Below are 23758 nucleotides of genomic sequence, written 5' to 3' on the forward strand. Positions count from 1 at the left end.
TACTCCCACTCAGTGCAGGCCCAGACGAATCAGTTCAACCGGTTCGAATTTCCCTTCACAGCCTTCCACTTCCACCGTTTTACTGCGGCGCACTTGCGCAGGGTCTAAACCTTCTGTGTGAATGGCGACGATTTTGCCGATACGGCCGGTGCCATTAATCATCACGCGCGTGCCGGTGGTGATAGCGTTACGGTTACGATCATAAGTCATCATGGTGGTTTCTCCTTAAAAAATCCGCAAAAACAAACCGGGGCAGAAGATGTCCCCGAAAATGGACGACCCTATAAATACGCCTCTGAGGCGATGAGTTTTTGTTTTTGATCAAAATCACACTTTTTTAGCAGGAAAAAAGTGCGATCGAATGCGGATAAGGAGGGGAAAGGAGGCGTTACTCTTCGCTAAACCAGTCGCGATTCTCCTGGCGGATGGTTTTCACCGACTCACTAATCTCCTGCAAATGCAGGGTCATTGCGCGGTCAACGGCGTCCGCATCGCGCTTTTCCAGCGCGCTGAAAATATCCATATGCTGGCGCAGCAACATCTCCGGCGGCGAAACATGATCAAGGCTCATATAGCGCACGCGGTCGATGGTGGCTTTGATATTTTCAATGGTATCCCACGCCAGCTGACAGTCGGCGATCAGCGCCAGCTTCTGGTGAAAGTTATCATCGAGTTCGAAAAAATCATTCAGCTGCTTACGTTCAATCGCCGTGCGCTGCTGATTGAGGTTTTGTTCCAGCTGATAGCAGGCGCTATCGTCAATCATGGACGCCGCGCGGCGGGCGACAGCGCATTCGATGGCCTGGCGTACAAAACAGCCGTTCCGCACCTGGGTCATGGAGATTTTGTTAACGTAGCTGCCGCGCTGCGGACGGATCTGAATCAGGCCGTTTTCAGCCAGTTTGATAAAAGCTTCGCGCACCGGCTGGCGTGAAACGTCAAACCGCACCGACACCTCTTTTTCCGACAGCGGCGTGCCCGGTGGGATCAGGCAATGGACAATATCACGTCGTAAAATGCGGTAAATTTGTTGATTTACTGGCTGTGTAGGGTTGAGTTGCGTTTCAGCGGCCATTCGCTCTTACTTTTTAAAGGGTTAACCGGGCTACCATACCATTAAATTAGCCCACATCCCATACCCGGCCCGCAGGCCGGGCGGGTTCATTAGCCTTCGCGATGGACACTAAGTCCGGCGTAGGTCTGGCTGACGGGCATCATTTCGAGGCTATTGATGTTGACATGCTTCGGTAACGTGGCGACCCACCACACCGCTTCCGTCACATCTTCTGGCGTCAGCGGCTGGGTGTTTTCGTAGGTTTTACCCGCTTTGGCATCATCGCCTTTAAAACGCACATTCGAGAACTCGGTGCCGCCTACCAGCCCCGGCTCGATATTGGTCACGCGCACGGCGGTACCGCTCAAATCAGTGCGTAAATTGAGGCTAAACTGGCGTACAAAAGCTTTACTGGCGCCGTAGACATTGCCGCCCGCATAGGGCCAACTGCCGGCGGTGGAACCGATATTAATCACGTGGCCGCGGTTACGCTCAACCATCCCCGGCAGAACGGCACGGGTCATATACACCAGGCCTTTGTTGTTGGTGTCGATCATGGTTTCCCAGTCTTCAACATTGGCTTTATGCGCGGGTTCCATACCCAATGCCAGCCCGGCATTATTGACCAGCACATCAATCTCGCGCCACGCGGCAGGCAGGGCGGTAATAAACTCTTCAATTGCCGCGCGGTTGCGCACGTCTAACTGCGCCGTATAGAGGTTATCGCCCAGTTCATCCTTGAGCTCCTGTAAACGCTCCTGACGGCGACCTGTCGCAATCACTTTATGGCCATTTTGAATAAAACGTCGGGTAATGCCTTCGCCAAACCCTGCGGTTGCCCCGGTAACCAAAATTATCATCTCACTGTTCCTCAACGCTTTTTGTGGAGTAATACCCTAGCATGCACCGCTAAAAGCGGTAACACAACGTAGGCGTATTAAAGTGTGGCAAAAAAATGCCGCCTTCGCGTAAGTAGAGAAAGGATTGCGATGCGCGCGACGGATGCCTACTCTGAAAAGAATCACCCTGGACAGGAGTAAAAAATGTCGGTCACCAATCCCTTCTTTTCTGCCAGCACGTTGCCTTATCAGGCGCCGCCCTTCGATGCCATTACCGAGGACGACTACCGTCCGGCGTTTGATGAGGGGATACGGCAAAAACGCGCCGAGATCGCCGCTATTATAGAAAATCCCGCCGCGGCGGATTTTACTAATACGCTACTGGCGCTGGAACAAAGCGGTGCGCTGCTCACCCGCGTCAGCAGCGTCTTTTTTGCCATGACCTCCGCCCATACCAATAATTTCCTGCAACAGCTGGAGGAGGCGATTTCCACTGAACTCGCCGAACTGGCGAACGATATCTATCTCAATGATGCGCTATTTGCCCGTGTGGATGCGGTATGGCAACAGCGAGAAACTCTGGGGCTGGATGCAGAATCCCGGCGTCTGCTGGAGAAAACCCATCAGCGCTTTGTACTGGCGGGGGCGACGCTGAGCGCAGAGGATAAAGCCACGCTGAAAGCACTGAATACCGAAGCGGCGACCTTAACCAGCCAGTTTAATCAGCGTTTATTAGCGGCTGATAAAGCGGGGGGGCTGGTGGTCGATAATGTGCAGCAGCTTGAGGGGTTAAGCGCCGACGACATTGCTGCCGCCGCCGAGGCGGCGAAGGCGAAAGGGCTGGATAACCGCTGGCTACTAACGCTGCAAAATACCACCCAGCAACCAGCGCTGGCGGCGCTACGCTCACGCCAGACGCGTGAAAAGCTGTTTATGGCCAGTTGGTTGCGCACCGAGCATAACGACGTCAACGACACCCGCGCGATTGTGTTGCGGTTGGTACAGTTACGCGCAAAACAGGCACAGCTTATCGGTTTTGACGATTTCGCCAGCTGGACCATCGCCGATCAGATGGCGGGAACACCGCAGGCGGCGCTGGACTTTATGCGCCATATCGCCCCCGCCGCCCGCGCTCGTGCGGAACGTGAACTGGCAGATATCCAACAGCTTATCGACGCGCAGCAGGGGGATTTTAGCGCCCGGCCCTGGGACTGGGCGTTTTATGCCGAACAGGTGCGACGGGCCAAATATTCGCTGGATGAATCGCAAATCAAACCCTACTTCGCGCTGGATAATGTGCTGACCAATGGCGTCTTTTGGGCGGCGAGCGAGCTGTTTGGTCTTCATTTCAAGGAGCGATTTGATATTCCGGTCTATCAACAAGATGTGCGCGTTTGGGAGATTTTTGATGCCAATGGCGCAGGTCTGGCGCTCTATTACGGTGATTTTTTTGCTCGCGATTCGAAAAGCGGCGGCGCCTGGATGGGCAACTTCATTGAGCAGTCCACCCTGAATGGCACGCAACCGGTGATTTATAACGTCTGCAATTTTCAGCAACCCGTAGCCGGACAGACGGCGCTGCTCTCCTGGGATGATGTGATAACACTGTTCCACGAGTTTGGTCATACGCTGCATGGGCTGTTTGCCAGCCAGCGTTATGCCAGCCTTTCCGGCACTAATACCCCGCGCGACTTTGTCGAGTTCCCCTCGCAGATTAACGAACACTGGGCCAGCCAGCCGCAGGTCTTCGCCCACTATGCGCACCATTACCAAAGCGGCGAACCGATGCCGGACGCGCTGCGCGAGAAAATGTTGCGCGCCACGCAGTTCAATAAAGGGTACGACATGACGGAACTGCTCAGCGCCGCGCTGCTGGATATGAACTGGCATACGCTCGCCGCAGATACAACCATCAGCGATGTTGATAGTTTCGAGGCTGAGGCGTTGCGTAAAGAGCACCTTGATTTGCCCGCCGTCCCGCCGCGCTATCGCAGCAGCTATTTCGCCCATATCTTCGGCGGCGGCTATGCGGCAGGTTATTATGCTTATCTGTGGACGCAAATGCTGGCTGATGACGGATACCAATGGTTTGTCGAACAGGGCGGTTTGACGCGCGAGAACGGACAGCGTTTTCGCGAGGCCATTTTGTCCCGCGGTAACAGCGAGGATCTGTCGGCGCTGTATCGCCAGTGGCGCGGTCACGATCCGCGTATCGAACCGATGTTGAAAAACCGTGGGCTAAGCGATTAAGCGGCGAGAACTGCTTTAAAAAGTTACATAACCCGTAGGGTCATTGACCTCCCGGATCGCGACAAATAACGTAGAAGATGGTGATGAATCCCCCTGCGCGGAGGGGCTACCAGTCATACCTTTTTGGGGTGAAAGCGGGTTCTGCGGGCTGGCGCAGACTCACCGGGAGGCACCCGGCATCACCGTAGCTCGCTCGGCCAGAGGCCTGTTGTTGTCCAGGCCTCTGGCTTTTTTCTTAAAATGCTGCCGCTTAAGGCGCTGTTTTAACCCGTTTTCGTTGTGAAAATGCGGGCCACTTCACATTTCCTCACGTAGCGTAATCCCTTCCGGTAAGCCAGATTAAAAGATCTCCTTTTACAGCTTAACTTTACGTGGCATTGCGCAGGCATTCAGTAAGTGGCTGTGTTAATGTCGAAGGCTATTTTGCAACAGAGGTAACCGACATGACCAAAAATGTAGTGGTAATACGCGCCGGTGGTAAGGTTGAAAACGTGACCGTGGAAGATGATGCTAAATCGGTCACGTTGAAAAATGAGCAGAGCTCGTTTCTTGAAATTCCTATTGAGCCATGGGAGCTCGACGGTGAAACCTTCCTCGTTGCCCGCTTTTCTGACCTGGTAAGCCAGCAGGAAACGGAACAAGCCATCCGTAAATTCTATTGATCATTCACCGCCTGCGGGCGGTTTTTGCCGTATTCGGAGATGCCAATGGAAAATGAACATAACCTTTCAGACGCCGCCGCGCCCACCGTTAGCACCCAGGATAGCGCATTATCGCATCTGGTTTCCTGCGCTAACCTTGGTGCGGGGATGGTGGTTACGCTGGTGGTCGGTGGGCAGGTTGTTGCCGGTGAGCTGGTGTCCGGTCAGGAATATGCGTTATATACCGCCAAATCAATCCGCTCGATTGAGGGTGATGGAGATCTGAAAAACTCCATCGCGCTTTTCTTTGACGGTCTGGCGAATGATTATCGCGTGGAAGAGGGACACGATATTCCTCTGCACTATTTGCATATTAAAGATCCGTCGTGGATGACGGGTAATGGCGGATGGACAAGCGTCAAAGGCACTATATTGCGCGTGCATATTGCCAAGGTGAGCGGGTTCTCTTTAGGGAAAGCGAAAAACGCCTGAATAATGATTTTCATAAGGGCCTCGCCAGAGGCCCTTTCTATAAAACGCTTTTAGGCCAGCGCCTTCTTCGTGCTTCCGGAAGACAGGATCTCACCGTCATTCTTGTGCCACACAACGAGCAAATTGCCCCGTGGGGTAAATGTTGGCCTGGCGAGAAAGTGGTAAATAAAAACTTGTTGTTGTTGCAAACCGGGCACGTGAATTTGATGTTGGGGATATCCCCTCCCGCCGGTGAAGTGGAAATCAGACGTTAACACAAACTTTTTGCCCGGAAAGATATATCGTCTGTAATTTCAATAGCAAAAGCATTTTGTTACCAGCAAAACGTTTCGATGTAATCCATTACATAATTGGCTGTTGCGCAAAGTTTATCCGCACGTTTAGATTTTATTTAGGAAGGCATTGTTAACATACGTCCCTGTCCACGAAGCACTAGCAAGCGTTTGGACGTAGAACAATATTGATTTATCCATGCAAGCATTGACCGCCTTTTAAGGGCGGTTTTTTTTTGGCATTTGGACAGCACACCCAAAAAGAAAAGGCCCCTTACGTGGTTGCGCAAGGGGCCATATCGGCGGGGGATTATCAACGTTCATCAGTCATCCCATTTGTGGCTGAAATAAGCAGCAAGGAACCCAAAAAAAACTATCACACCCAGTACAGTTATAAAAACATACATATTTGCCAGCATCTTAACTCTCCATTTAATTAACCCACGTAGATCTCCTGAATAAATTTTTTAGTTGCTGTGAAGAAAGATAGCCCGTGCAACCTCAATAAAGGATGAATGGTTTGTATTATTTCGCCGGTACGCTGTGTTTTTTGCGGTACGCCGCAGGAGAAACGCCGCGTTGCTGCTGAAAGTGATGGCGCAGGGAGGCGGCGGTGGCGAAGCCGCTCTGTGCGGCAATCAGCTCAATGCGCATGGGTGAATGGATCAGTAATTCTTCCGCACGTCGCAAACGGGCCTGTAATAACCAGCGCGCGGGCGTGGTGCCGGTTGATTCCTCGAAGCGGCGTAAAAAAGTGCGTGGGCTCATTCCTGTTTGCTGCGCCAGCGAGGCGACAGTGTGATGCTCGGCTAAATGCAGATGCAGAAAATCGAACAGCTGTCCCAGCCTCTGGCTTTCACGCGTGCGGGCGACCGGCCTTGAAAGCTGCTGGGTTTGCGAGCCGTCCCGGTGCGGTTGTACCACCAGACGCCGGGCGACATTATTCGCCACTTCAATACCAAAATCTTCGCGCACCACATGTAGACATAAATCAATGCCCGCCGCGCTGCCCGCCGAGGTCATCACATTGCCCTCATCGTAATAGAGCGCATCCTCCAGCACGACAACCGCCGGATACGCCTCGCGCAGCATCGTCGTATAGCGCCAGTGGGTGGTGGCTTTGCGGCCGTTAAGCAAACCGGCTGCCGCCAGCACAAACACCCCGGAACAGATAGAGATAATCCGACAGCCGCGCTGCCAGGCATCATGCAGCGCTGCGCAAAGCGCCGGGGGGACAGTTGTATTCGCACCGCGCCAGCCGGGTACCACAATGGTATCTGCCTGCGCCAGAAGTTCCAGCCCGCCCTCCGTCATAATGCGGATGCCGCCCGTCGCGCGCAGTTCGCCCTCATCCACGGCGGCGACGGCAAAGGTGTACCAGTTATCCCCCAGTTCCGGGCGCGGTAAACCGAAAATTTCCACCGCAACGCCAAATTCAAAAGTACACAGCCCATCATAGGCCAGCGCGACGACGCGGTGACGGGCAGGGGAATGTCGTAAAGTTGTCATTATCCTGGTGTTATCTGGCATAGAAGGGGGCAGCGTGGTTGTCCTGTGTTAGTTAAATTAGTGTTAACACAAACAAGGAGAAAAGACGATGAGCTATGTAACCGAAATCCCGGCAGCTGCACCTGAAGATGCCGTTAGCCATTTTTTACACCGCCTGCGCCTGGAAACCGACTGTGCCGATGTCCATCATGCTATGACCCACAACCAGCAGGATTTTGTGTTACTGCATGTGGTCGGCAGCCCGGAGACGTTTGCTCGTCGTCACCTGCCAGGCGCGCTGCATTTGCCCCATAGCTTGATTACGGCAGAACGGATGGCCCAGTGGCCGGCCGATACGCTGTTTGTGGTTTATTGCGCCGGGCCGCATTGCAACGGTGCCGACCGCGCGGCGCTGAAGCTGGCGCGTCTGGGGCTGTCCGTAAAAATTATGCCTGGCGGCATCACCGGCTGGGAAGATGAAGGTTATCCCTTCGCGACACGCGAAAACGCGACAACCCTGTAAGCATTTCTTTCAACTTCACGGCGCGTAAATGAATTTTTTTCATGTGCCGTGAAATTTTCTCGTTTGCGACAACCCTTCCACTGTGCCATTTTGTTTGGACATTTAGACATCCAGAAGTCTAAAAATTCAAATAATGAATTATCACGCCGGGCAATCATCTGCCCCGGCGCAGGAGGAGAGTTCCATGCAGCGACATCAGGCCCCGTTCCGTGCAGACGTAGTCGGCAGTTTCTTACGCCCGGATATCATCAAACAGGCGCGTCAGCAGTTTGCCCAGGGAGAAATTAGTGCTCATCAACTCCGTAGCGTTGAAGATGAAGCGATTCGTCAGGTGGTTGAGCAGCAGTGTGCCTGCGGTCTGCATGTGGTGACCGACGGTGAGTTCCGCCGCGCCTGGTGGCATTTTGACTTTTTTGATGGGCTACAAGGCGTGGAGCGCTACGATGCCGAAAAAGGTATTCAGTTTAATGGTGTACAAACCAAAGCCCACGGTGTGCGCGTTACGGGTAAGCTGGGCTTCGGCAATCATCCGATGCTGGAAGATTTTCGTTATCTGAAAAGCATTAGCGGCACTGCACAGCCCAAGATGACTATCCCCAGCCCAAGCGTGCTGCATTTCCGCGGCGGTCGTAAAGATATTGATGCCGCTGTCTACCCGCATTTAGATGATTATTTTAACGATCTGGCGACGACCTGGCGCGATGCAATCCACGCCTTTTATGCCGCCGGCTGCCGCTATCTGCAGCTGGACGATACGGTCTGGGCCTATCTCTGCTCCGACGAGCAGCGCCGCCAAATTCGTGAACGTGGTGACGATCCGGATGAACTGGCGCGCATTTATGCCCGGGTTATCAATCAGGCGCTGGCGGACAAACCCGAGGATCTTACCGTCGGTCTGCATGTATGCCGCGGTAACTTCCGTTCAACCTGGATCTCCGAAGGCGGCTACGAGCCGGTAGCGGAAGTGCTGTTCGGTAGCGTCAATGTTGACGCGTTTTTCCTCGAATATGACAACGATCGTTCCGGTGACTTTGCGCCGCTGCGTTTCGTCCGTCCGGGTAAACAGCAGGTGGTGCTGGGGCTTATCACCACCAAAAACGGCGAGCTGGAGAATCCTGAAGGGGTAAAAGCGCGTATCGAGGAAGCGGCGAAGTTTGTCGATATCAACCAGATTTGCCTTAGCCCGCAGTGCGGTTTTGCCTCAACGGAAGAGGGCAATACCCTGACGCCCGCCCAGCAGTGGGACAAAGTGCGGCTGGTAACCACTATCGCTGAACAAGTGTGGTAACCGCGCCGCGCAATACATAAGGTCTGATGGGAACATTATTATACCAGGCCGCAACGCACAGGTTGCGGCCTCTTTTTCGCCGCAATGAGCTGCGCAAGACACTCGTCTGCTGAGTAAGAGGATTACACCGGCACCGCGCCCCAGGGCTTTACCTGCATCCCTTTGAGCATCATCAGCCAGGCGATAATAATCGTTACCATCAGGATAATAAACAGCGATATCGGCGGCAACGTAGTGAGGATCACCCCGGTAAGCAGTGGGTTCATCGCCGCGCCCAGCCAGCCCAGCGCCTGGGCGGAAAAGTAACTCGCTTTCATCCCCGGCGGTGCGATATGGTCAATCAGCAGGTACTCGCCAGGCGCAAAGATCACTTCGCCTAAGGTAAACACCGCGGCGGAAAGCCCCCACAGCCACAGATTATCCCCTGACACCATAAAGCCCATCAGCCCAATAACAAAACTCACGGTGCCAAACGCCATCAGCGGACGCAGGTTGCTGGCGTTCAGCATACGGCCCACCGCATATTGCAGCGTCACCACAATCGCGGCATTGACCGGAAGAACTACCGCCACCACGCGTTCGGCAAAATCGCTGCTGGCGACCGTCATGACATATTGTGACAGGCAGGAGGCAAACGAGCCGGCGACGAAAGACGCCAGAAAGTTTGACGCCGTAAACCAGCCCAGCGCTTTGTCTTTCAGCAACACCGAAGGCGACCACGCGGCGGCCGGATCGTTACCCGCGCCGACGGCGATGCGCTGCACATACAGCTGGATAAACACCAGTGGAAACGCGGCGCAAACCGCCGCCAGCCAGAACGGCAAATTAATGCTTTGCATCACCAGCAGCGTGCCGAGCGGCGGGCCGACGGTCCAGCCAATATTCAAAAAGGTGTAGTTGAGGGAGAAAATTTTCGCTTTTGCCGCCGGCGTCAGCGTATCGGCAAAATAGGCTTTCAGCACCGTGGAAAAAACTGAATAGGCACAGTTAATAATGGCGAAAAACAGCACCACGAGGCCTGCATGATGAGAGAGGGGAATCGCGGCGAACCCAATGATAAAGGCCACGATCGCCAGCAGCATATAGCGCTTTTTATCGAATTTATCCGCCAGCAAGCCGAAGCCAAGGCTGAATACCACACCAACAGTCAGCGCCAGGGTCATAGCATAACCAACCTGATCAACGGCCATTCCATATTGGCGATTAAGGTAAATCGTCATAAAAGGCAGCGTCGCGCCGCGCCCAATTGTCAGTAAAAGTGAAGATGCCAGTAATGCGATGATGGAACGCGTTTGTTTATGGGCCATTAACCTGTCCGCTATGCCAGTTGTTATATGTTTTTGTGATGTATACAGCTTTAACATGCATAAAGTGCGCGCGACAACCGCCGTTTTGTCCCAAAATGCGCAAACAGGCCTACCTGAATTAATGATCTGTCGCTGGGCGAGTTTTTAAGATAACGTAAATTTTTTACAAAAGTTAAACAAATACCGAGGCGGAGAATGACGCGTAAAGATGTCCTGCTGGCGATGCTGGTAGTAGTGGCCTGGGGGCTAAATTTCGTGGTGATTAAAGTGGGTCTGCACGATATGCCGCCATTAATGCTGGCTGGATTACGCTTTGTGCTGGTCGCCTGTCCAGCAATCCTCTTTGTTGCCCGCCCCAAAGTACCGCTGCGGCTCCTGCTGGGGTATGGGCTGACCATCAGCTTTGGTCAGTTCGCCTTTCTCTTCTGTGCCATTAAATTTGGTATGCCGGCAGGGCTGGCCTCGCTGGTGTTACAGGCGCAGGCTTTTTTCACCATTATTCTCGGTGCCGGCGTGTTCGGTGAGCGTCTGCAGCGCAAACAATTTATCGGCATTACCCTGGCGGTAGTCGGCGTACTGGTGCTGATCGAATCCAGCCTCAACGGTCAGCATGTGCCGCTGTTGGGTTTTATGCTGACGCTGGCGGGGGCATTTAGCTGGGCCTGTGGCAATATCTTCAATAAGAAAATTATGCAGCACCCATCGCGCCCGGCAGTGATGTCGCTGGTGGTATGGAGCGCGCTGATTCCGATTGTCCCGTTTTTACTGGCCTCGCTTATCTTCGATGGTCCGGCAGTAATGCTGCAAAGCCTGGTCAGAATCGATACCGTTACGCTGCTGTCGCTGGTCTATCTGGCGTTTATCGCCACCATACTCGGCTATGGAATCTGGGGGACGCTGCTGGGACGCTATGAAACCTGGCGCGTGGCACCCTTATCGCTGCTGGTGCCGGTGGTCGGTATGGCGAGCGCCGCGCTGCTGCTGGGCGAAACCCTGTCGGCGTTACAGCTGGCGGGTGCGGTACTGGTGATGGCGGGCTTATACATTAACGTGTTTGGCTTACGGCTGCGTCGTTCGCTACGGGCATAAAAAAGCCCCGCACGGTGCGGGGCAAAACATTAGCTGCGCTGGTGATAATAGGGCACGCCCAGCGAGTCGGATTTATCACTACCCACGCCCATATGGTTGAAATCAAAAGGCGATGCCTGTTGGGCCGTGGGTAAAATCATCGTGGCACGGCTACTTTGCGGTGCGGGATGATTCACTAACTCCGCATAACTCTGGCCGGAAAACAGCACCATTAAGGTGACTGCGGCACAGGCGATACGTTTCATACTTTCCTCGATACGTCTTTTACTTAAGGCGATTAATTAACAAGCGTGGTTCAGCGGGTGGAGATACCGGGATTCGGCCGGAATATCCGTTACGCGGAACTTATGCGGCGGCACGTCAAAATAGTTCTTAAACGTTCGCGTTAAGGTCTGCTGTGATTCAAACCCATAACGCTCCGCCAGATACAGGATCGGTTCATTGCTTCCTTTCAATTTTTGCGCAATTTCCGTCAGCTTGCGGCTACGAATGTACTGGCCCAGCGAGTGACCGGTCTCTTTTTTGAACATTCTTTGCAGGTGCCACTTGGAGTAACCGGAACGCTCTGACACTTTCTCCAGCGACAGCGGCGATTCCAGGTTGTCCTCGATCCAGTCCAAAATGCTATGAATGGTAATAGCGTCAGTATTGCGTCTGGACATCGTCATACCTCTTTGTTTTTTAAGGCAAGATTTTCTTGAGCAAATGCTCAAGGGTTGCCACTTCTTCTGCCGTTAAGTTTTTAGTTAATTCTTGATGCAGGTTTTGCCCTACCAAAAGATGACATTGCTCACACAGCGCCGCGCCTTCGTCAGTGAGCTGCACCAGTACGCCGCGCTTGTCATTCGGATTAGGGTTGCGGTCGATCCAGCCTTTGCACACCAGCCTGTCCAGCATACGGGTCAGCGCGCCCAGATCGACAGAAAGCACTTTTTTCAGTTCCACCGGGGTAATACATACCTGGCAGCGGATAGAGCAGAGCACCTTAAACTGGGTGGCGGTGATATCCAGCGGCGACAGATAGTCGTTGAGTAAACGATCTTTTTTTTGGTTAACCATGTGAATTAAGCGGCCAAGAGGAATGATGTCGTTAAAAAGATCATTCGTGCTTTTCACAATGGTTGCCCCGGCAAGTAGATTAGTCACGGCAGATATTATTGCTCAGGCAAATATAAGTCAACCGAATGAATCCCTCGATGCCACTATTTGCTAAAACGTTTCAGATGGTGAAAAAAACACCGGCATAAACGGTTGATAATTAAATAACTAAAAAGGTGCGTAGCCCTCCGGGGCATGCCAGACGACGCTGTTAACGCTATAATGGCGAGGTTTTGTCTTCACACGGAGTGACTATCAGATGGTGGAATTATTTAAAGCTATCGGCCTCGGGCTGGTGGTCCTGCTGCCCCTTGCGAACCCGTTAACCACCGTGGCGCTGTTTTTAGGCCTCGCGGGGAATATGAACAGCGCCCAGCGTAATCAGCAGGCGCGCATGGCCTCGGTATATGTCTTCATTATTATGCTGGTGGCGTACTACGCGGGCCAGGTGGTCATGAATACCTTTGGCATCTCTATTCCGGGGTTGCGCATTGCCGGTGGCCTGATTGTGGCGTTTATCGGCTTTCGCATGCTGTTTCCACAGCAAAAACCCCATGATTCGCCGGAAGCCAAAACCAAGTCGGAAGAGCTGGAAGATGAACCGGGGGCGAATATCGCCTTTGTCCCACTGGCAATGCCGAGCACCGCCGGGCCGGGCACCATCGCTATGATCATCAGCTCCGCCTCGACCGTGCGCCACGGCATCGAATTTCCTCAATGGGTGATTACCGTCGCGCCGCCGCTTATTTTTGCCGCCGTGGCGGTGATTCTGTGGGCCTGCCTGCGCAGCTCCGGCGCGATTATGCGACTGGTAGGCAAGGGCGGTATCGAGGCGATTTCACGGTTGATGGGGTTTCTGCTGGTCTGCATGGGCGTGCAGTTTATCATTAACGGCGTGCTGGAAATTATCACCACCTGGCATCCTACTGCCTGATAGCCTCATTTTTCCTGCTTGCTGTTGACGAAAACGGGCGGATTAACCGCCCGTTAATGCATTGATTTAAATATGGCTGGGGGTCTGCTCTTCCAGTTTTACCGGCCAGCGGCGGAAAATCACCACTGCCCATACCAGCGCCACCAGGGCCGGGATCGCCCCGGCATAGCCGATGGCATCCATCGACCAGTGCAGGCTGATCTGATTTCCTACCAGCGCGCCCGCGCCGATTCCAATATTAAAGATGCCGGAGAACAGCGACATCGCCACGTCGGTGGCATCCGGTGCCAGCGCCAGCACTTTGACCTGCATTCCAAGGCCAATAACCATAATCGCAATACCCCAGACCACGCTCAGTAGCGCAAGGTGCATTTCGCTACCGGAGGCGGGCAACAGCATGACCAGCGAAATAACCAGCAAACCGATGGCGCTACAGATAAGGCCTGAGGCGTGCTGATTACCTAGCTTGCCGAACAGGACACTGCCAATAATTCCCGCGCCGCCCAGCACTAACAGCAGCAGAGTGGCAAAATTAGCGCTAAAACCGGCGACGTTTTGCACAAAGGGTTCAATATAGCTGTAAGCGCTGTAATGAGCCGTCACTACTACTGCCGTCAGTAAATAGATGCACAGCAGCGCCGGGCGACGAAACAGCAGCGGCAGACTTTTCAGCGAACCCGAGTGCTCGCTCGGCAGCGGCGGCAGCAGTTTAACCAGGCACACCAGCGTCATCAGCGCACCCATACCGATAGCAAAGAAGGTGCTTCGCCAGCCGAAATATTGCCCGACGATGCGGCCAATTGGCAGCCCGAGCACCATTGCCAGCGCCGTGCCGGTCGCCAGCAGGCTTAAGGCTTGCGCGCGCTTTCCGGCGGGGGCGAGGCGAATCGCCAGAGAGGCGGTAATCGACCAGAAAATGGCGTGGGCGAAAGCAATACCGATGCGGCTAATCACCAGCACCTCAAAGCTCCAGGCCAAAAATGACAGCACGTGGCTGGCAATAAACAGCACAAAGAGGGCAATCAGCAATTTCCGCCGTTCAATCTGGCTGGTCAGCAGCATAAAGGGCAATGACAGTAACGCCACAACCCAGGCATAGATAGTCAGCATGATCCCCACCTGAGCGGTTTCCATGTCGAAACTCTGTGCGATATCCGACAGCAAGCCCACAGGCACGAATTCGGTGGTATTAAAAATAAAGGCGGCGACCGCAAGCGTCACCACCCGCAGCCACGCGACTTTTCGTGAAACGGTATGTGTAGTCATAGGTTTTGGGTTGGTTGGTAATAAGAAGAGCGGACGATCTTAATGCCATCACCGGCGAAAATACAAACATTTTGTGATGCAGATCTCATTTTTGCGCGTCAGGGGAAATAGCTGTTGCATCAGGGTTGAATAACCCGCAGAAACATAAGACAAATAACAAGAGGAACGACTATGCAAACCATCGATTTCTATCTGGTCGACGCCTTTAGCGATCGTACCTTTGGCGGCAATGCCGCGGCTGTTTGTCCTTTAACCGAGTGGTTGCCGGATGCTGTGCTGCAGCAAATGGCGCAGCAGCATAATCAGTCCGAAACAGCCTTCTTTGTGCGTAACGATAGCGGGTTTGAACTGCGCTGGTTCACTACGCAATATGAAATAAACCTCTGCGGTCACGCGACCCTTGCCGCCGCGCATGTCATCTTTGAGTATCTCGATTACCCCCAGACGGACATTCTTTTTACCACCCGTTTTGTCGGCGATCTTAAGGTCAGCCGGAATGGCGACTGGCTGACGCTGGATTTCCCGGCATGGCAAAGTGAGGCCGTTAACGCCCCGCCGGAAGGGTTATTCAGCGCGCTGGGCATCGATAGCGCTAAAGAGGTGCGTGTGGCGCGGGATTACCTGGTGGTGCTGGAGAATCAAGTCCAGGTGGAAAGCTTAACCCCGGATATCCCGGCGATACTGCCCCTTGGCAAAATGGTCTGCGTGACCGCGCCCGGCGATAATGACGATTTTGTCAGCCGCTTTTTCTGCCCCGGTGAAGGGGTAGCAGAAGATCCGGTCACCGGTTCAACCCACAGCATGCTGATCCCTTACTGGGGTGAAAAACTGGCTAAAAAGACGATGCAGGCGCGTCAGGTCTCTGCCCGAGGCGGTGTATTGCGCTGCGAATGGCGTGGCGACAGAGTCCTTATTGGCGGGCAGGCGACGCTCTATCTGCTGGGCAAAGTCTATTTACGTTAGCGCCTGTAGCCTGGCGGCAATCCGCTGGCCGCAACTAACCCGGCCAGCGACGTTAAGGTTAAAAATTATGGCAGCCGGGCAATATTGCTTTTGATCACCGACACGGAGTGGTTGAATTTCGCCACTTCGTCCGCTTCCAGCTGTAATTCGATAATCTGCTGTACCCCGCTTTGCGCCAGCACCGCCGGTACGCCAATAGCGACGTCGTGCGCGCCATACTCGCCGTCGAGAATGCAGGAGATCGCCAGCGCACGGTGGCTACCGGTAAAAATATTGCGGCAAATCTCGGCAATGGTGCCGGCAATACCGTACTCGGTACAGCCTTTACGGGCGAAAATTTCGAAGCCGTGGCGGCGCACCTTTTCCGCCAGCGCATCGACATCCAGCCGCTCGCCGGTTTTGCGCTGATAAACATCCACAATTGGCGAACCGTAGACCGACGAATGCGACCACACCGGAAATTGAGAGTCGCCATGCTCGCCGAGAATAAAGGCATCAATACTTTGCGCGCCAATCTCCAGCGCCTGCGCCAGCACGCGGCGTAAACGGGTGGTATCCAGCCAGACACCGGTGCCAATCACCTGGTTGCGCGGCAGCCCGGAGAGTTTCCACACCTGCCAGGTAATGATGTCGCAGGGGTTGGTCGCCACCAGAAAAATACCGTTAAAGCCGTTCGCCATCATCACCGGCACGATGTTTTTAACAATACGCGCGGTGTTATTCAGCTCATCGAGACGGGTTTGTCCCGGTTTTAACGCGCCGCCGGAAACGGTGATCACCGCAATATCCACATCCGCGCAGGCGTCGACCGACCGGGTAGAAATGGTCATCATGCCGGGCAGATACGCTGCGGCATCCGCCAGATCCTGCGCGTGCCCCTCCACGCGTGGCTTATCTAAATCGACCAGAATCAACTCTTCGCAAATGTTCTGGTTAAGCAGGGCGTACGCGGCGGAGGCTCCTACATTGCCGGTGCCGACGATCATCACTTTGCGGGCTTTGGTATTCATCTATATTCCATTTTCTGCATCATATGTTGCATAAGGTACAACCACTTATCAACGACGCGCAACGGTGGGAAAGATGTATAAATTATTCATATGACAATGGCGGAGATTTACCGCTTGCTTTTAACAGTTTAATAACAAAGACATTTTATTGTGCCTGGCTTTTTGCTGAAGTCGCTGGCTGCGCATCGGCGTTGAGCAGTTCAATAAACGCCTCCAGATGACGGGTTTTTGCCCCGCGTCGCCATACCAGCCAGGTGGTGAGCCAGCGCCAGTTCTCCGCCAGCGGCCAGGCCTGCACCTGGTGATGGCCGGGCATACTTTCCAGCATACTGCGCGGCATCAACGCCAGCCCCGCGCCCGCGATCACGCAGGCCAGCATCCCGTGGTAAGACTCCATTTCATGAATTTTGCCAGGCGTGGCGTTATCGGCATGAAACCAGCTCTCGAAATGGCGGCGGTAAGAGCAGTTGGCACGAAACGCGTAGATACTGGCACCGTTGACCTGCGCCGCGCGACTAATGGTTTCATGACTGACGGGGGCGACAATCATCATCTCCTCGCGATAAACCGGGAGCCCCTCAAGGCCCGGATGCATAATCGGGCCGTCCACAAAGGCGGCGCTCAGTTGCCCCTCAATGACGCCATCGATCATCGTGCCGGAAGGGCCGGTAGCCAGATCGAATTGAATACGCGGGTAGCGTTGGTTATAGCGCGCCAGCGTCGCCGGAATGCGTACGGCGGCGGTACTCTCCAGCGCGCCGAGGGAAAACAGCCCCTGCGGTTCATCTCCGGCGACCACCATGCGTGCTTCATCCACCAGCGTCAGGATCTGCTGGCTATAGCGCAGAAAGCTGTGCCCGGCGGGGGAAAGACGCAGACGCTGGTTTTCGCGAATAAACAGATCCACGCCGAGCTCCGACTCCAGCTGGCGAATCCGCGTGGTCAGGTTCGACGGCACGCGGTGCACCTTCTGCGCCGCCTGGGTAATGCTGCCGGTCTGCGCCACGGCGTTAAACATCTCAAGCTGGGTAAGATCCATGCCATTCTCTCTGCGTGAATAGTGAAGTTAATATTATTCAGTTTTCAGAAATAGCAAAGGGGGCCATGCTTAGGCAAGCCCTGAATGCAATTACTGGAGTCGATATGTCATTTACCTCTGCCACTCATGCCCTTTCTATTAACCCGGCCACCGGCGAAACCCTGCGCGCAACCCCGTGGGCCAGCCGCGAAGAGGTGGATGCGGCACTGGAGCTGACCGCCAGCGGTTATCGCCAGTGGCGCGAACTGAGCGTTAGCCAGCGGGCGCAAAAATTACATGACCTCGGCGTAGCGCTGCGCGCGCGCGGGGAAGAGATGGCACTGATGATAAGCCAGGAGATGGGCAAACCCATTTTGCAGGCCCGCGCGGAAGTGAATAAATCTGCCGCCCTGTGTGACTGGTATGCCGATCACGGCCCGGCAATGCTCGACAGCGAAGCAACCGAAGTCGAGCAGCAGCGGGCGACTATCGAATACCGACCGCTGGGGCCGATTCTGGCGGTGATGCCGTGGAACTTCCCCTTGTGGCAGGTGCTGCGCGGCGCGGCGCCAATCCTGCTGGCGGGCAACAGCTATTTGCTAAAACATGCGCCGAACGTGCTCGGTAGCGCAGCGTTAATCGGCGACATTTTTACCGCCGCAGGCTTCCCGCAAGGGGCGTTTAACTGGGTGAATGCCACCAACGACGGCGTGAGCCAGGCCATTAACGATCCGCGCATTGCCGCCATCACCGTTACCGGCAGCGTGCGCGCCGGGGCGGCTATCGGGGCGCAGGCCGGGGCAGCGCTGAAAAAATGTGTCCTCGAACTGGGCGGTTCCGATCCCTTTATCGTGCTCAATGACGCGGATCTGGATCTGGCGGTAAAAGCCGCCGTTGCCGGACGTTATCAGAACACCGGGCAGGTGTGCGCCGCCGCGAAACGCTTTATCGTCGAAGCGGGTATCGCGAAAGCGTTTACCGAGAAGTTTGTCGCTGCCGCCGCTGCGTTAAAACAGGGCGCGCCGGACGCGGAAGAGAATTTTCTCGGGCCGATGGCGCGCTTCGATCTGCGTGACGAATTGCATCAGCAAGTTATGGCCACCCTTCGCGAGGGGGCAACGCTGCTGCTCGGCGGGGAGAAAACGCCTGGGGTCGGTAACTACTATCCGGCTACGGTGCTGAGTAATGTGACCCCGGAGATGACCGCCTTTCGCCAGGAACTATTTGGTCCGGTGGCGGCCATTACTACCGCGCGTGATGCCCGTCATGCGCTGGAGCTGGCTAACGATAGCGATTTTGGCCTCTCCGCCACCGTCTTTACCGCTGATACTGCACTGGCAAACGAGTTTGCCGAACACCTTGAATGCGGCGGGGTGTTTATTAACGGCTACAGCGCCAGCGATGCCCGCGTGGCCTTTGGTGGGGTTAAGAAAAGCGGTTTTGGCCGCGAGCTGTCCCATTTCGGCCTGCATGAGTTTTGTAATATCCAGACGGTGTGGAAAGATCGTCTTTAGCGCCGACGCGCCCCGGTAGGGCGCGTCACTGCGGGCTGTCATGGATGTGTCATGATCCTTTTGTAGACTCACGGCAACGTGGTAGTTACAGAAGAAGATCATGAACTTAAAGCAAATTTTTCGCCGTGTTTTGCGGCGTTTTTCTCCTCGCCAGTTTGGTCTGCTCGCCGGTATTTTCTGCATCATCGCTCTGTTTTCGGCCTTGCAAATCGCCTCCTCAGTGATGCTTTCCGCGTCCCTGCGCAGCGCGCAGCATAATGAGCAACGCAACCAGCAAGCGCATCTGCAACAGGGACGGGTGGATGAAGCACGCATTGCGCTGCTGACGGCAAGCGACCTGCTCAACCGCGCGGGCGTCTATTTTATGCAGGATAAAGAGACCGGTTCAGAAGGCAGCTGGCACAGCCTGATGGATGAAACCCATAAAGCACTGGCCCAATCGCAACACGCCTGGCAGGCGTGGCTGGCCCTCAAGCCACCCAAAGACGAGGGTCTGATTAACAGCTACCAGCTGTTTTACGCTGCGCTCAAGGAGCAGGCGGACGGGCTGGAGAAAACCCAATCCATAGATGCCTTTTTTGCCGTTCCCGCGCAGGCTTTTCAGGCAGATTTCAACGACAACTATGCCCGTTTCCAGCAGACCAGCGAAACGCGTGCCGGGCAGGGCCGCCAGGCCTTACTTGCCAGCCTCGCGCAGCTACAGCAGGTGTTTGTGCTGGTGCCCGCGCTGCTGGTGGTGATTGCGCTGCTGGTGTGGTTCGCTATGTCGCGCTGGGTCATTACGCCACTGCGCAGCCTGATAGGCCATATTAATATTCTCGCCGCCGGTGACCTCGGCACGCCATTACCGCCCGTCAGCCGCTTTAACCGCGAGGTCGATCGGCTCGGCCACAGTATCGACACTATGCAGCAAGGCTTGCAGCAGCTGGTGATGCAGGTCAGCGATGCCACATCCTCAATGGTAAATACCATTCGTAGTCTCGCCGAAGGCAACCAGTCGCTGTATCAGCAGTCGGCGAAACAGGCGCAGGAGTTAACGGACGTGACCGAACATATCGCCACGCTGGAATCCCATGTTGAAGGCAACAGCGGCTTTGCCGAGCAGGCACGTAAACAGGCCGAAGAGGCGCAGGAAGTGGCCGCCGGTGGCGATCGGATGATGGATACGGTGAATAAATCGATGCGCGAGATTGTCGAGCGTTCGGCAGAGATGCGCAACATTGTCGCGATGATTGATGGCGTCGCGTTTCAGACCAATATTCTGGCGCTCAACGCGGCAATTGAAGCGGCCCACGCGGGCAATCACGGACGGGGGTTCGCGGTAGTGGCGAAAGAAGTGGGGCTGCTGGCGCGTAAAAGCAGCCACTCCACGCAGACTATCCAGCAGTTGATTAACCACTCGTTGCAGGGGATAAACGACGGCAGCCAGGCGGTGAGTCGTCTGGAAGATAATCTGCAGCAGGTGACCGGGCTGGTCGGGCATCTGAGCGGCGTATTGAGTGAGATCTCCGCGGCGACCCTCAGCCAGGGTGACAGCATTCATAAAATGACCCGCCGCCTGCATTCGCTCAACAGCGTGGCGCGGCGCACCGGGGAACTGGTTTCCAGCGCCAACGAAGCCTCGGAAAAGTTGCACAGCGATTCCCACCAGTTACTGCAAGCGGTGGCGCGTTTTCGACTTCCTGCCTGACGTAAAACATTCGCCTCTGTTATACTCGCAGGCCATTTTTGGCCTGTGGGCAAGGAGTTGGCGTGGCAACGGTGTTGGATAATGGCGTGCTGGAGGCAGTGCTTGCTGAAGTGCGCCCACTGTTAGGACGCGGCAAAGTCGCTGATTATATCCCGGCGCTGGCCGCCGTCAGCGGTAATAAGCTGGGTATTGCGATTAGCACCGTGCAGGGAGAGCACTTCCAGGCGGGCGATGCCGATGAACGTTTCTCTATTCAGTCGATCTCGAAAGTGCTGAGCCTGGTGGTGGCGATGAACCACTACGCAGAAGAGGAGATCTGGCAGCGGGTGGGTAAAGATCCCTCCGGCCAGCCCTTTAACTCGTTGTTACAGCTCGAGATAGAGCAGGGTAAACCGCGCAATCCTTTTATTAACGCCGGTGCGCTGGTGGTGTGCGATATGCTGCAAAGCCGCCTGAGCGCGCCGCGCCAGCGGATGCTGGAAATTGTGCGCAAACTAACCGCCGCGCCGGACATTGCCTACGACACCACCGTCGCGCGTTCAGAATTCGAACACTCCGCCCGTAATATGGCCATTGCCTGGCTGATGAAATCTTTTGGCAATTTTCATAATGATGTCACCACCGTCCTGCAGAACTACTTCCACTACTGCGCACTCAAAATGAGCTGTGTCGAACTGTCGCGCACATTTTTGTTTCTCGCCAACGGCGGACACTGTGCGCAGCAGACCATGCCAGTGGTCTCGCCGCTGCAGGCGCGGCAGATTAACGCCCTGATGGCCACCAGCGGTATGTACCAGAACGCCGGTGAATTTGCCTGGCGCGTCGGGCTCCCGGCAAAATCCGGTGTCGGCGGCGGGATCGTGGCGATTGTGCCCCACGAAATGGCTATTGCCGTCTGGAGCCCGGAGCTTGATGAGGCAGGTAATTCCCTGGCCGGCGTTGCGGTGCTGGAAGCCTTAACCCGCCAGTTTGGGAGATCGGTGTATTGATGAATGATTTTACACCGTTGTTTACCAGGCTCAGGCGTTCGACTTTCCGCGCGCGTTTTCGCCTCGGCGCGAAAGAGCGTCAATACTGCCTCGATAAAGGTGCCGAGGTTATCGCCTCTCATGCGGCGGACTTTGTCGCACAGCGCCTCGCGCCGGCGCAGCCGCCAAACGACGGTAAACAGACGCCGATGCGCGGCCACCCGGTATTTATCGCGCAGCATGCGACGGCCACCTGCTGCCGGGGCTGTCTGGAAAAATGGCATAATATTGCGCAGGGCAGCGCCTTAACGGATATGCAACAACAGTACATTGTGGCGGTTATTTATCAGTGGCTGGTGATGCAGATGAATTCGCCGCCCTGAACAGAACCGTATACGCTTTCTGTCATTCGCGCTTTTTGCACCAGCCAACGTAAGTGATATGGATTGAGATTTGATGCGAGCCCGCTTTTTTGTGCCGTTTCGGCAAGCAACGCCTTACGCCAATGCGCTGATGGTGTTTATCCTGACAACGCTGTTTTATTTGCTGGGCGCAATGATGCGGCTGGTGGAAGATCTTTCCCTCTTCTGGCCCCTCAATGCGGTGATGGCTGGCATCTTCGCTCGTTATGTCTTTTTGCAGCGCTGGCATTACTACCTGATAAGTTTCCTCGCTATGCTGGCTTACGATGCCATTACCACCTCGTGGGGCGTAGCATCACTGATGATCAACTTCTCTAATATGGTGTTTATCATCACCATGGCGCAGTTAATTGGCCTTGAGCGCAAGCGGATAAACAGTGCGCCGGAGCCGGTCAATGCGCTGACACTCTTTAGTTACTGCCTGCTGGCCGCGCTGCTGTGCGCCTTCTGTGGGGCACTGGGATCGGTAGGGATCAATGGACAGGGCTTTGGCGCACTGCTGGCCGACTGGTTTGGCGAGCAGTTCTCCACGGGCGTGCTGATCCTGCCTTGCATATTGACCATGAGCTGGCCGCGTAAACCACTACGCTTCACGTTGCGCGAGGCGATGCCGGTGCTCGGCGTGGGCGTATCGATTGGGGCGTCGGTGGTGATTGGCGGCGCGGGCAGTCTGGCTTTTCCGCTACCGGCCCTGATCTGGTGCGCGGTGCGTTACTCCCTGCCGCTGACCTGCCTGATTACGTTGCTTACCGGTGGGCTGGAGATCATTCTTGTCGCCAACCAGATGATTAATATCTTCGTCGCCACGCCAGAGGCGATGCCGCATATGTTCTCTACGCGGCTCGGTATCGCCACGATGGCGATTTGCCCGGTGATAGTCTCCGTCAGCGTCGGGGCGATAAAACGGCTGATGCGCCAGCTCTCCCTGCGTGCCGATTTCGATTTTCTCACCCGCGTCTACTCACGATCGGGCCTGTATGAAGCGCTAAAACATGAGGAAAACCGTTTCGCCGATCGGCATATAACGGTGATGCTGCTGGATATCGACTTTTTTAAAAGCGTCAATGACAGCCATGGTCACGAATGCGGCGACCAGGTGCTCACTTCATTTGCGCAAAAAGTTCAGCAGGTGTTGGGCTCACACGGATTAATCGCGCGTATGGGCGGGGAGGAGTTTGTGGTAGTTGCTACCACCGCCGATCCAACAGACGGTAAGCGGCTGGCGGAAACGCTGCGTACCGCCGTCGAGCGTCATCCCTTTAGCTGGCGTCAGCAAACGCTGCATTTGACCGTCAGTATAGGGATCAGCAGCGGTAATACCGAGGCTTCGCAGTTGATAGCGATGTTCAATGAGTTGCTGGCGGTAGCGGATGAAAACCTCTATCGCTCGAAAAAACGCGGACGCAACTGTACGTCGGACGGTGCGCTTGCCGAACGCCCGCAAACCCGCCTCAGCAGTTAACAGCGAGGCGTTTACCGGGCAAGCAAATGCGCTGCAAATAATAGTGGTAACTTATTAAATTGCTTGATACTTATTTTTCAGGTCAATAGTATTACCGCCAGTCTGTCACGGAATTATCGCCCGATTATCATAAGAACCCGCAGATCCCCGACAGACAGTGCGTCAGGCGT

Annotated in this window: 25 protein-coding genes; 13 read left to right on the forward strand and 12 right to left on the reverse strand. The window is 55.0% G+C overall.

Translation table 11 applies throughout. The features are described from left to right. Window positions 1-9 precede the first annotated feature (9 nt). The 3 genes from ydfZ to ydfG all read right to left on the reverse strand — a co-directional run bounded on the left by ydfZ (window position 10) and on the right by ydfG (window position 1914). Window positions 10-213: a putative selenium delivery protein YdfZ gene (gene ydfZ, locus RW65_RS18770; protein ID WP_039058331.1), complete on the reverse strand. Its 204-nt coding sequence runs from the start codon at window positions 211-213 to the stop codon at window positions 10-12. A 175-nt stretch (window positions 214-388) separates the two neighbouring features. Continuing rightward, entirely contained in the window at window positions 389-1075 is a 687-nt protein-coding gene (locus tag RW65_RS18775; protein WP_039058332.1) for a GntR family transcriptional regulator, read from the reverse strand. An 89-nt stretch (window positions 1076-1164) separates the two neighbouring features. Beyond that, entirely contained in the window at window positions 1165-1914 is a 750-nt protein-coding gene (gene ydfG, locus RW65_RS18780) for a bifunctional NADP-dependent 3-hydroxy acid dehydrogenase/3-hydroxypropionate dehydrogenase YdfG (RefSeq protein ID WP_039058333.1), read from the reverse strand. A gap of 183 nt (window positions 1915-2097) precedes the next feature. Between ydfG and dcp the strand changes: the two genes are divergently transcribed. The 3 genes from dcp to RW65_RS18795 all read left to right on the forward strand — a co-directional run bounded on the left by dcp (window position 2098) and on the right by RW65_RS18795 (window position 5276). Beyond that, the gene (gene dcp, locus RW65_RS18785) at window positions 2098-4143 is read left to right on the forward strand and encodes a peptidyl-dipeptidase Dcp (RefSeq protein ID WP_039058334.1); all 2046 of its coding nucleotides are present in this window, start codon (window positions 2098-2100) and stop codon (window positions 4141-4143) included. Between the two features lie 443 nt (window positions 4144-4586). After that, entirely contained in the window at window positions 4587-4805 is a 219-nt protein-coding gene (locus RW65_RS18790; protein ID WP_039058335.1) for a hypothetical protein, read from the forward strand. A gap of 45 nt (window positions 4806-4850) precedes the next feature. Beyond that, complete coding sequence (locus tag RW65_RS18795; RefSeq protein WP_039058336.1) at window positions 4851-5276, forward strand: GvpU-like protein; 426 nt, start codon at window positions 4851-4853, stop codon at window positions 5274-5276. A gap of 595 nt (window positions 5277-5871) precedes the next feature. Here the strand turns inward: RW65_RS18795 and mgtS are convergent. Together mgtS and ftrA are read right to left on the reverse strand one after the other, a co-directional pair. Then, a complete protein-coding gene (mgtS, locus tag RW65_RS22785) occupies window positions 5872-5967 on the reverse strand; it encodes a protein MgtS (RefSeq protein ID WP_039058337.1) in 96 nt (31 codons plus the stop codon). 106 nt (window positions 5968-6073) lie between these two features. Continuing rightward, window positions 6074-7078, reverse strand: coding sequence for a transcriptional regulator FtrA (ftrA, locus tag RW65_RS18805; protein ID WP_039058338.1), 1005 nt, complete (start codon window positions 7076-7078; stop codon window positions 6074-6076). A gap of 67 nt (window positions 7079-7145) precedes the next feature. Here ftrA and RW65_RS18810 point away from each other — a divergent pair, with 67 nt between their 5' ends. Together RW65_RS18810 and RW65_RS18815 are read left to right on the forward strand one after the other, a co-directional pair. Next, window positions 7146-7559, forward strand: a complete 414-nt coding sequence (locus RW65_RS18810; protein ID WP_039058339.1) for a rhodanese-like domain-containing protein — start codon at window positions 7146-7148, stop codon at window positions 7557-7559. A 184-nt stretch (window positions 7560-7743) separates the two neighbouring features. After that, window positions 7744-8847 carry a cobalamin-independent methionine synthase II family protein gene (locus RW65_RS18815; protein ID WP_039058340.1) on the forward strand — a complete coding sequence of 368 codons (1104 nt, stop codon included), beginning with the start codon at window positions 7744-7746 and terminating at the stop codon, window positions 8845-8847. Window positions 8848-8969: 122 nt separating this feature from the next. Here RW65_RS18815 and ydeE read toward each other — a convergent pair whose 3' ends face one another. Further along, a complete protein-coding gene (ydeE, locus tag RW65_RS18820) occupies window positions 8970-10154 on the reverse strand; it encodes an efflux MFS transporter YdeE (protein ID WP_039058341.1) in 1185 nt (394 codons plus the stop codon). 195 nt (window positions 10155-10349) lie between these two features. Here ydeE and eamA point away from each other — a divergent pair, with 195 nt between their 5' ends. After that, complete coding sequence (gene eamA / locus RW65_RS18825; protein WP_039058342.1) at window positions 10350-11243, forward strand: O-acetylserine/cysteine exporter; 894 nt, start codon at window positions 10350-10352, stop codon at window positions 11241-11243. 29 nt (window positions 11244-11272) lie between these two features. On the opposite strand, the gene marB is transcribed toward eamA, so the two are convergent. Genes marB through marR form a run of 3 tightly spaced genes read right to left on the reverse strand, consistent with a single transcriptional unit; the run spans window position 11273 to window position 12359 of the window. Continuing rightward, the gene (gene marB, locus RW65_RS18830) at window positions 11273-11488 is read right to left on the reverse strand and encodes a multiple antibiotic resistance protein MarB (protein ID WP_039058343.1); all 216 of its coding nucleotides are present in this window, start codon (window positions 11486-11488) and stop codon (window positions 11273-11275) included. A gap of 36 nt (window positions 11489-11524) precedes the next feature. Then, the gene (marA, locus tag RW65_RS18835) at window positions 11525-11905 is read right to left on the reverse strand and encodes an MDR efflux pump AcrAB transcriptional activator MarA (RefSeq protein WP_039058344.1); all 381 of its coding nucleotides are present in this window, start codon (window positions 11903-11905) and stop codon (window positions 11525-11527) included. A 19-nt stretch (window positions 11906-11924) separates the two neighbouring features. Then, entirely contained in the window at window positions 11925-12359 is a 435-nt protein-coding gene (gene marR / locus RW65_RS18840) for a multiple antibiotic resistance transcriptional regulator MarR (protein ID WP_039058345.1), read from the reverse strand. Window positions 12360-12600: 241 nt separating this feature from the next. Between marR and RW65_RS18845 the strand changes: the two genes are divergently transcribed. Then, complete coding sequence (locus RW65_RS18845; RefSeq protein ID WP_039058346.1) at window positions 12601-13275, forward strand: MarC family NAAT transporter; 675 nt, start codon at window positions 12601-12603, stop codon at window positions 13273-13275. Between the two features lie 66 nt (window positions 13276-13341). On the opposite strand, the gene RW65_RS18850 is transcribed toward RW65_RS18845, so the two are convergent. After that, entirely contained in the window at window positions 13342-14541 is a 1200-nt protein-coding gene (locus RW65_RS18850; RefSeq protein ID WP_039058347.1) for a sugar transporter, read from the reverse strand. A 171-nt stretch (window positions 14542-14712) separates the two neighbouring features. Here RW65_RS18850 and RW65_RS18855 point away from each other — a divergent pair, with 171 nt between their 5' ends. Continuing rightward, entirely contained in the window at window positions 14713-15504 is a 792-nt protein-coding gene (locus tag RW65_RS18855; protein WP_039058348.1) for a PhzF family phenazine biosynthesis protein, read from the forward strand. 65 nt (window positions 15505-15569) lie between these two features. On the opposite strand, the gene RW65_RS18860 is transcribed toward RW65_RS18855, so the two are convergent. Together RW65_RS18860 and ptrR are read right to left on the reverse strand one after the other, a co-directional pair. Beyond that, window positions 15570-16514: an L-lactate dehydrogenase gene (locus RW65_RS18860; RefSeq protein WP_039058349.1), complete on the reverse strand. Its 945-nt coding sequence runs from the start codon at window positions 16512-16514 to the stop codon at window positions 15570-15572. 145 nt (window positions 16515-16659) lie between these two features. Further along, complete coding sequence (ptrR, locus tag RW65_RS18865; protein ID WP_039058350.1) at window positions 16660-17553, reverse strand: putrescine utilization regulator PtrR; 894 nt, start codon at window positions 17551-17553, stop codon at window positions 16660-16662. Window positions 17554-17657: 104 nt separating this feature from the next. Here ptrR and sad point away from each other — a divergent pair, with 104 nt between their 5' ends. The 5 genes from sad (at window position 17658) to RW65_RS18890 (ending at window position 23588) form a co-directional block, all read left to right on the forward strand. Beyond that, complete coding sequence (gene sad / locus RW65_RS18870) at window positions 17658-19046, forward strand: succinate-semialdehyde dehydrogenase (RefSeq protein ID WP_039058351.1); 1389 nt, start codon at window positions 17658-17660, stop codon at window positions 19044-19046. A gap of 100 nt (window positions 19047-19146) precedes the next feature. Then, window positions 19147-20736, forward strand: a complete 1590-nt coding sequence (locus RW65_RS18875; protein ID WP_039058352.1) for a methyl-accepting chemotaxis protein — start codon at window positions 19147-19149, stop codon at window positions 20734-20736. A 62-nt stretch (window positions 20737-20798) separates the two neighbouring features. Continuing rightward, window positions 20799-21725 (forward strand): glutaminase B, encoded by a 927-nt coding sequence (gene glsB / locus RW65_RS18880; protein WP_039058353.1) that lies wholly within the window; start codon window positions 20799-20801, stop codon window positions 21723-21725. Further along, window positions 21725-22087, forward strand: a complete 363-nt coding sequence (locus RW65_RS18885) for a DUF4186 domain-containing protein (protein WP_039058354.1) — start codon at window positions 21725-21727, stop codon at window positions 22085-22087. Before glsB ends, RW65_RS18885 begins: the two co-directional genes overlap by 1 nt. Window positions 22088-22160: 73 nt before the next feature. Further along, window positions 22161-23588 (forward strand): GGDEF domain-containing protein, encoded by a 1428-nt coding sequence (locus tag RW65_RS18890; protein WP_039058355.1) that lies wholly within the window; start codon window positions 22161-22163, stop codon window positions 23586-23588. The last annotated feature ends 170 nt before the right edge of the window (window positions 23589-23758 follow it).

The sequence above is a fragment of the Enterobacter sp. Bisph1 genome, from assembly GCF_000814905.1.
Classification (GTDB): Bacteria; Pseudomonadota; Gammaproteobacteria; order Enterobacterales; family Enterobacteriaceae; genus Kosakonia.

Coding starts and splice junctions, on each gene's coding strand:
- ydfG (WP_039058333.1), bottom strand. CDS start 1,914: ATGATAATTTTGGTTACCGGGGCAACCGCAGGGTTTGGCGAAGGCATT.
- RW65_RS18850 (WP_039058347.1), bottom strand. CDS start 14,541: ATGACTACACATACCGTTTCACGAAAAGTCGCGTGGCTGCGGGTGGTG.
- RW65_RS18775 (WP_039058332.1), bottom strand. CDS start 1,075: ATGGCCGCTGAAACGCAACTCAACCCTACACAGCCAGTAAATCAACAA.
- dcp (WP_039058334.1), top strand. CDS start 2,098: ATGTCGGTCACCAATCCCTTCTTTTCTGCCAGCACGTTGCCTTATCAG.
- marB (WP_039058343.1), bottom strand. CDS start 11,488: ATGAAACGTATCGCCTGTGCCGCAGTCACCTTAATGGTGCTGTTTTCC.
- ydeE (WP_039058341.1), bottom strand. CDS start 10,154: ATGGCCCATAAACAAACGCGTTCCATCATCGCATTACTGGCATCTTCA.
- RW65_RS18875 (WP_039058352.1), top strand. CDS start 19,147: ATGAACTTAAAGCAAATTTTTCGCCGTGTTTTGCGGCGTTTTTCTCCT.
- RW65_RS18885 (WP_039058354.1), top strand. CDS start 21,725: ATGAATGATTTTACACCGTTGTTTACCAGGCTCAGGCGTTCGACTTTC.
- RW65_RS18855 (WP_039058348.1), top strand. CDS start 14,713: ATGCAAACCATCGATTTCTATCTGGTCGACGCCTTTAGCGATCGTACC.
- RW65_RS18890 (WP_039058355.1), top strand. CDS start 22,161: ATGCGAGCCCGCTTTTTTGTGCCGTTTCGGCAAGCAACGCCTTACGCC.
- eamA (WP_039058342.1), top strand. CDS start 10,350: ATGACGCGTAAAGATGTCCTGCTGGCGATGCTGGTAGTAGTGGCCTGG.
- ftrA (WP_039058338.1), bottom strand. CDS start 7,078: ATGCCAGATAACACCAGGATAATGACAACTTTACGACATTCCCCTGCC.
- RW65_RS18815 (WP_039058340.1), top strand. CDS start 7,744: ATGCAGCGACATCAGGCCCCGTTCCGTGCAGACGTAGTCGGCAGTTTC.
- mgtS (WP_039058337.1), bottom strand. CDS start 5,967: ATGCTGGCAAATATGTATGTTTTTATAACTGTACTGGGTGTGATAGTT.
- marA (WP_039058344.1), bottom strand. CDS start 11,905: ATGTCCAGACGCAATACTGACGCTATTACCATTCATAGCATTTTGGAC.
- ptrR (WP_039058350.1), bottom strand. CDS start 17,553: ATGGATCTTACCCAGCTTGAGATGTTTAACGCCGTGGCGCAGACCGGC.
- RW65_RS18860 (WP_039058349.1), bottom strand. CDS start 16,514: ATGAATACCAAAGCCCGCAAAGTGATGATCGTCGGCACCGGCAATGTA.
- RW65_RS18810 (WP_039058339.1), top strand. CDS start 7,146: ATGAGCTATGTAACCGAAATCCCGGCAGCTGCACCTGAAGATGCCGTT.
- RW65_RS18845 (WP_039058346.1), top strand. CDS start 12,601: ATGGTGGAATTATTTAAAGCTATCGGCCTCGGGCTGGTGGTCCTGCTG.
- RW65_RS18790 (WP_039058335.1), top strand. CDS start 4,587: ATGACCAAAAATGTAGTGGTAATACGCGCCGGTGGTAAGGTTGAAAAC.
- ydfZ (WP_039058331.1), bottom strand. CDS start 213: ATGATGACTTATGATCGTAACCGTAACGCTATCACCACCGGCACGCGC.
- sad (WP_039058351.1), top strand. CDS start 17,658: ATGTCATTTACCTCTGCCACTCATGCCCTTTCTATTAACCCGGCCACC.
- RW65_RS18795 (WP_039058336.1), top strand. CDS start 4,851: ATGGAAAATGAACATAACCTTTCAGACGCCGCCGCGCCCACCGTTAGC.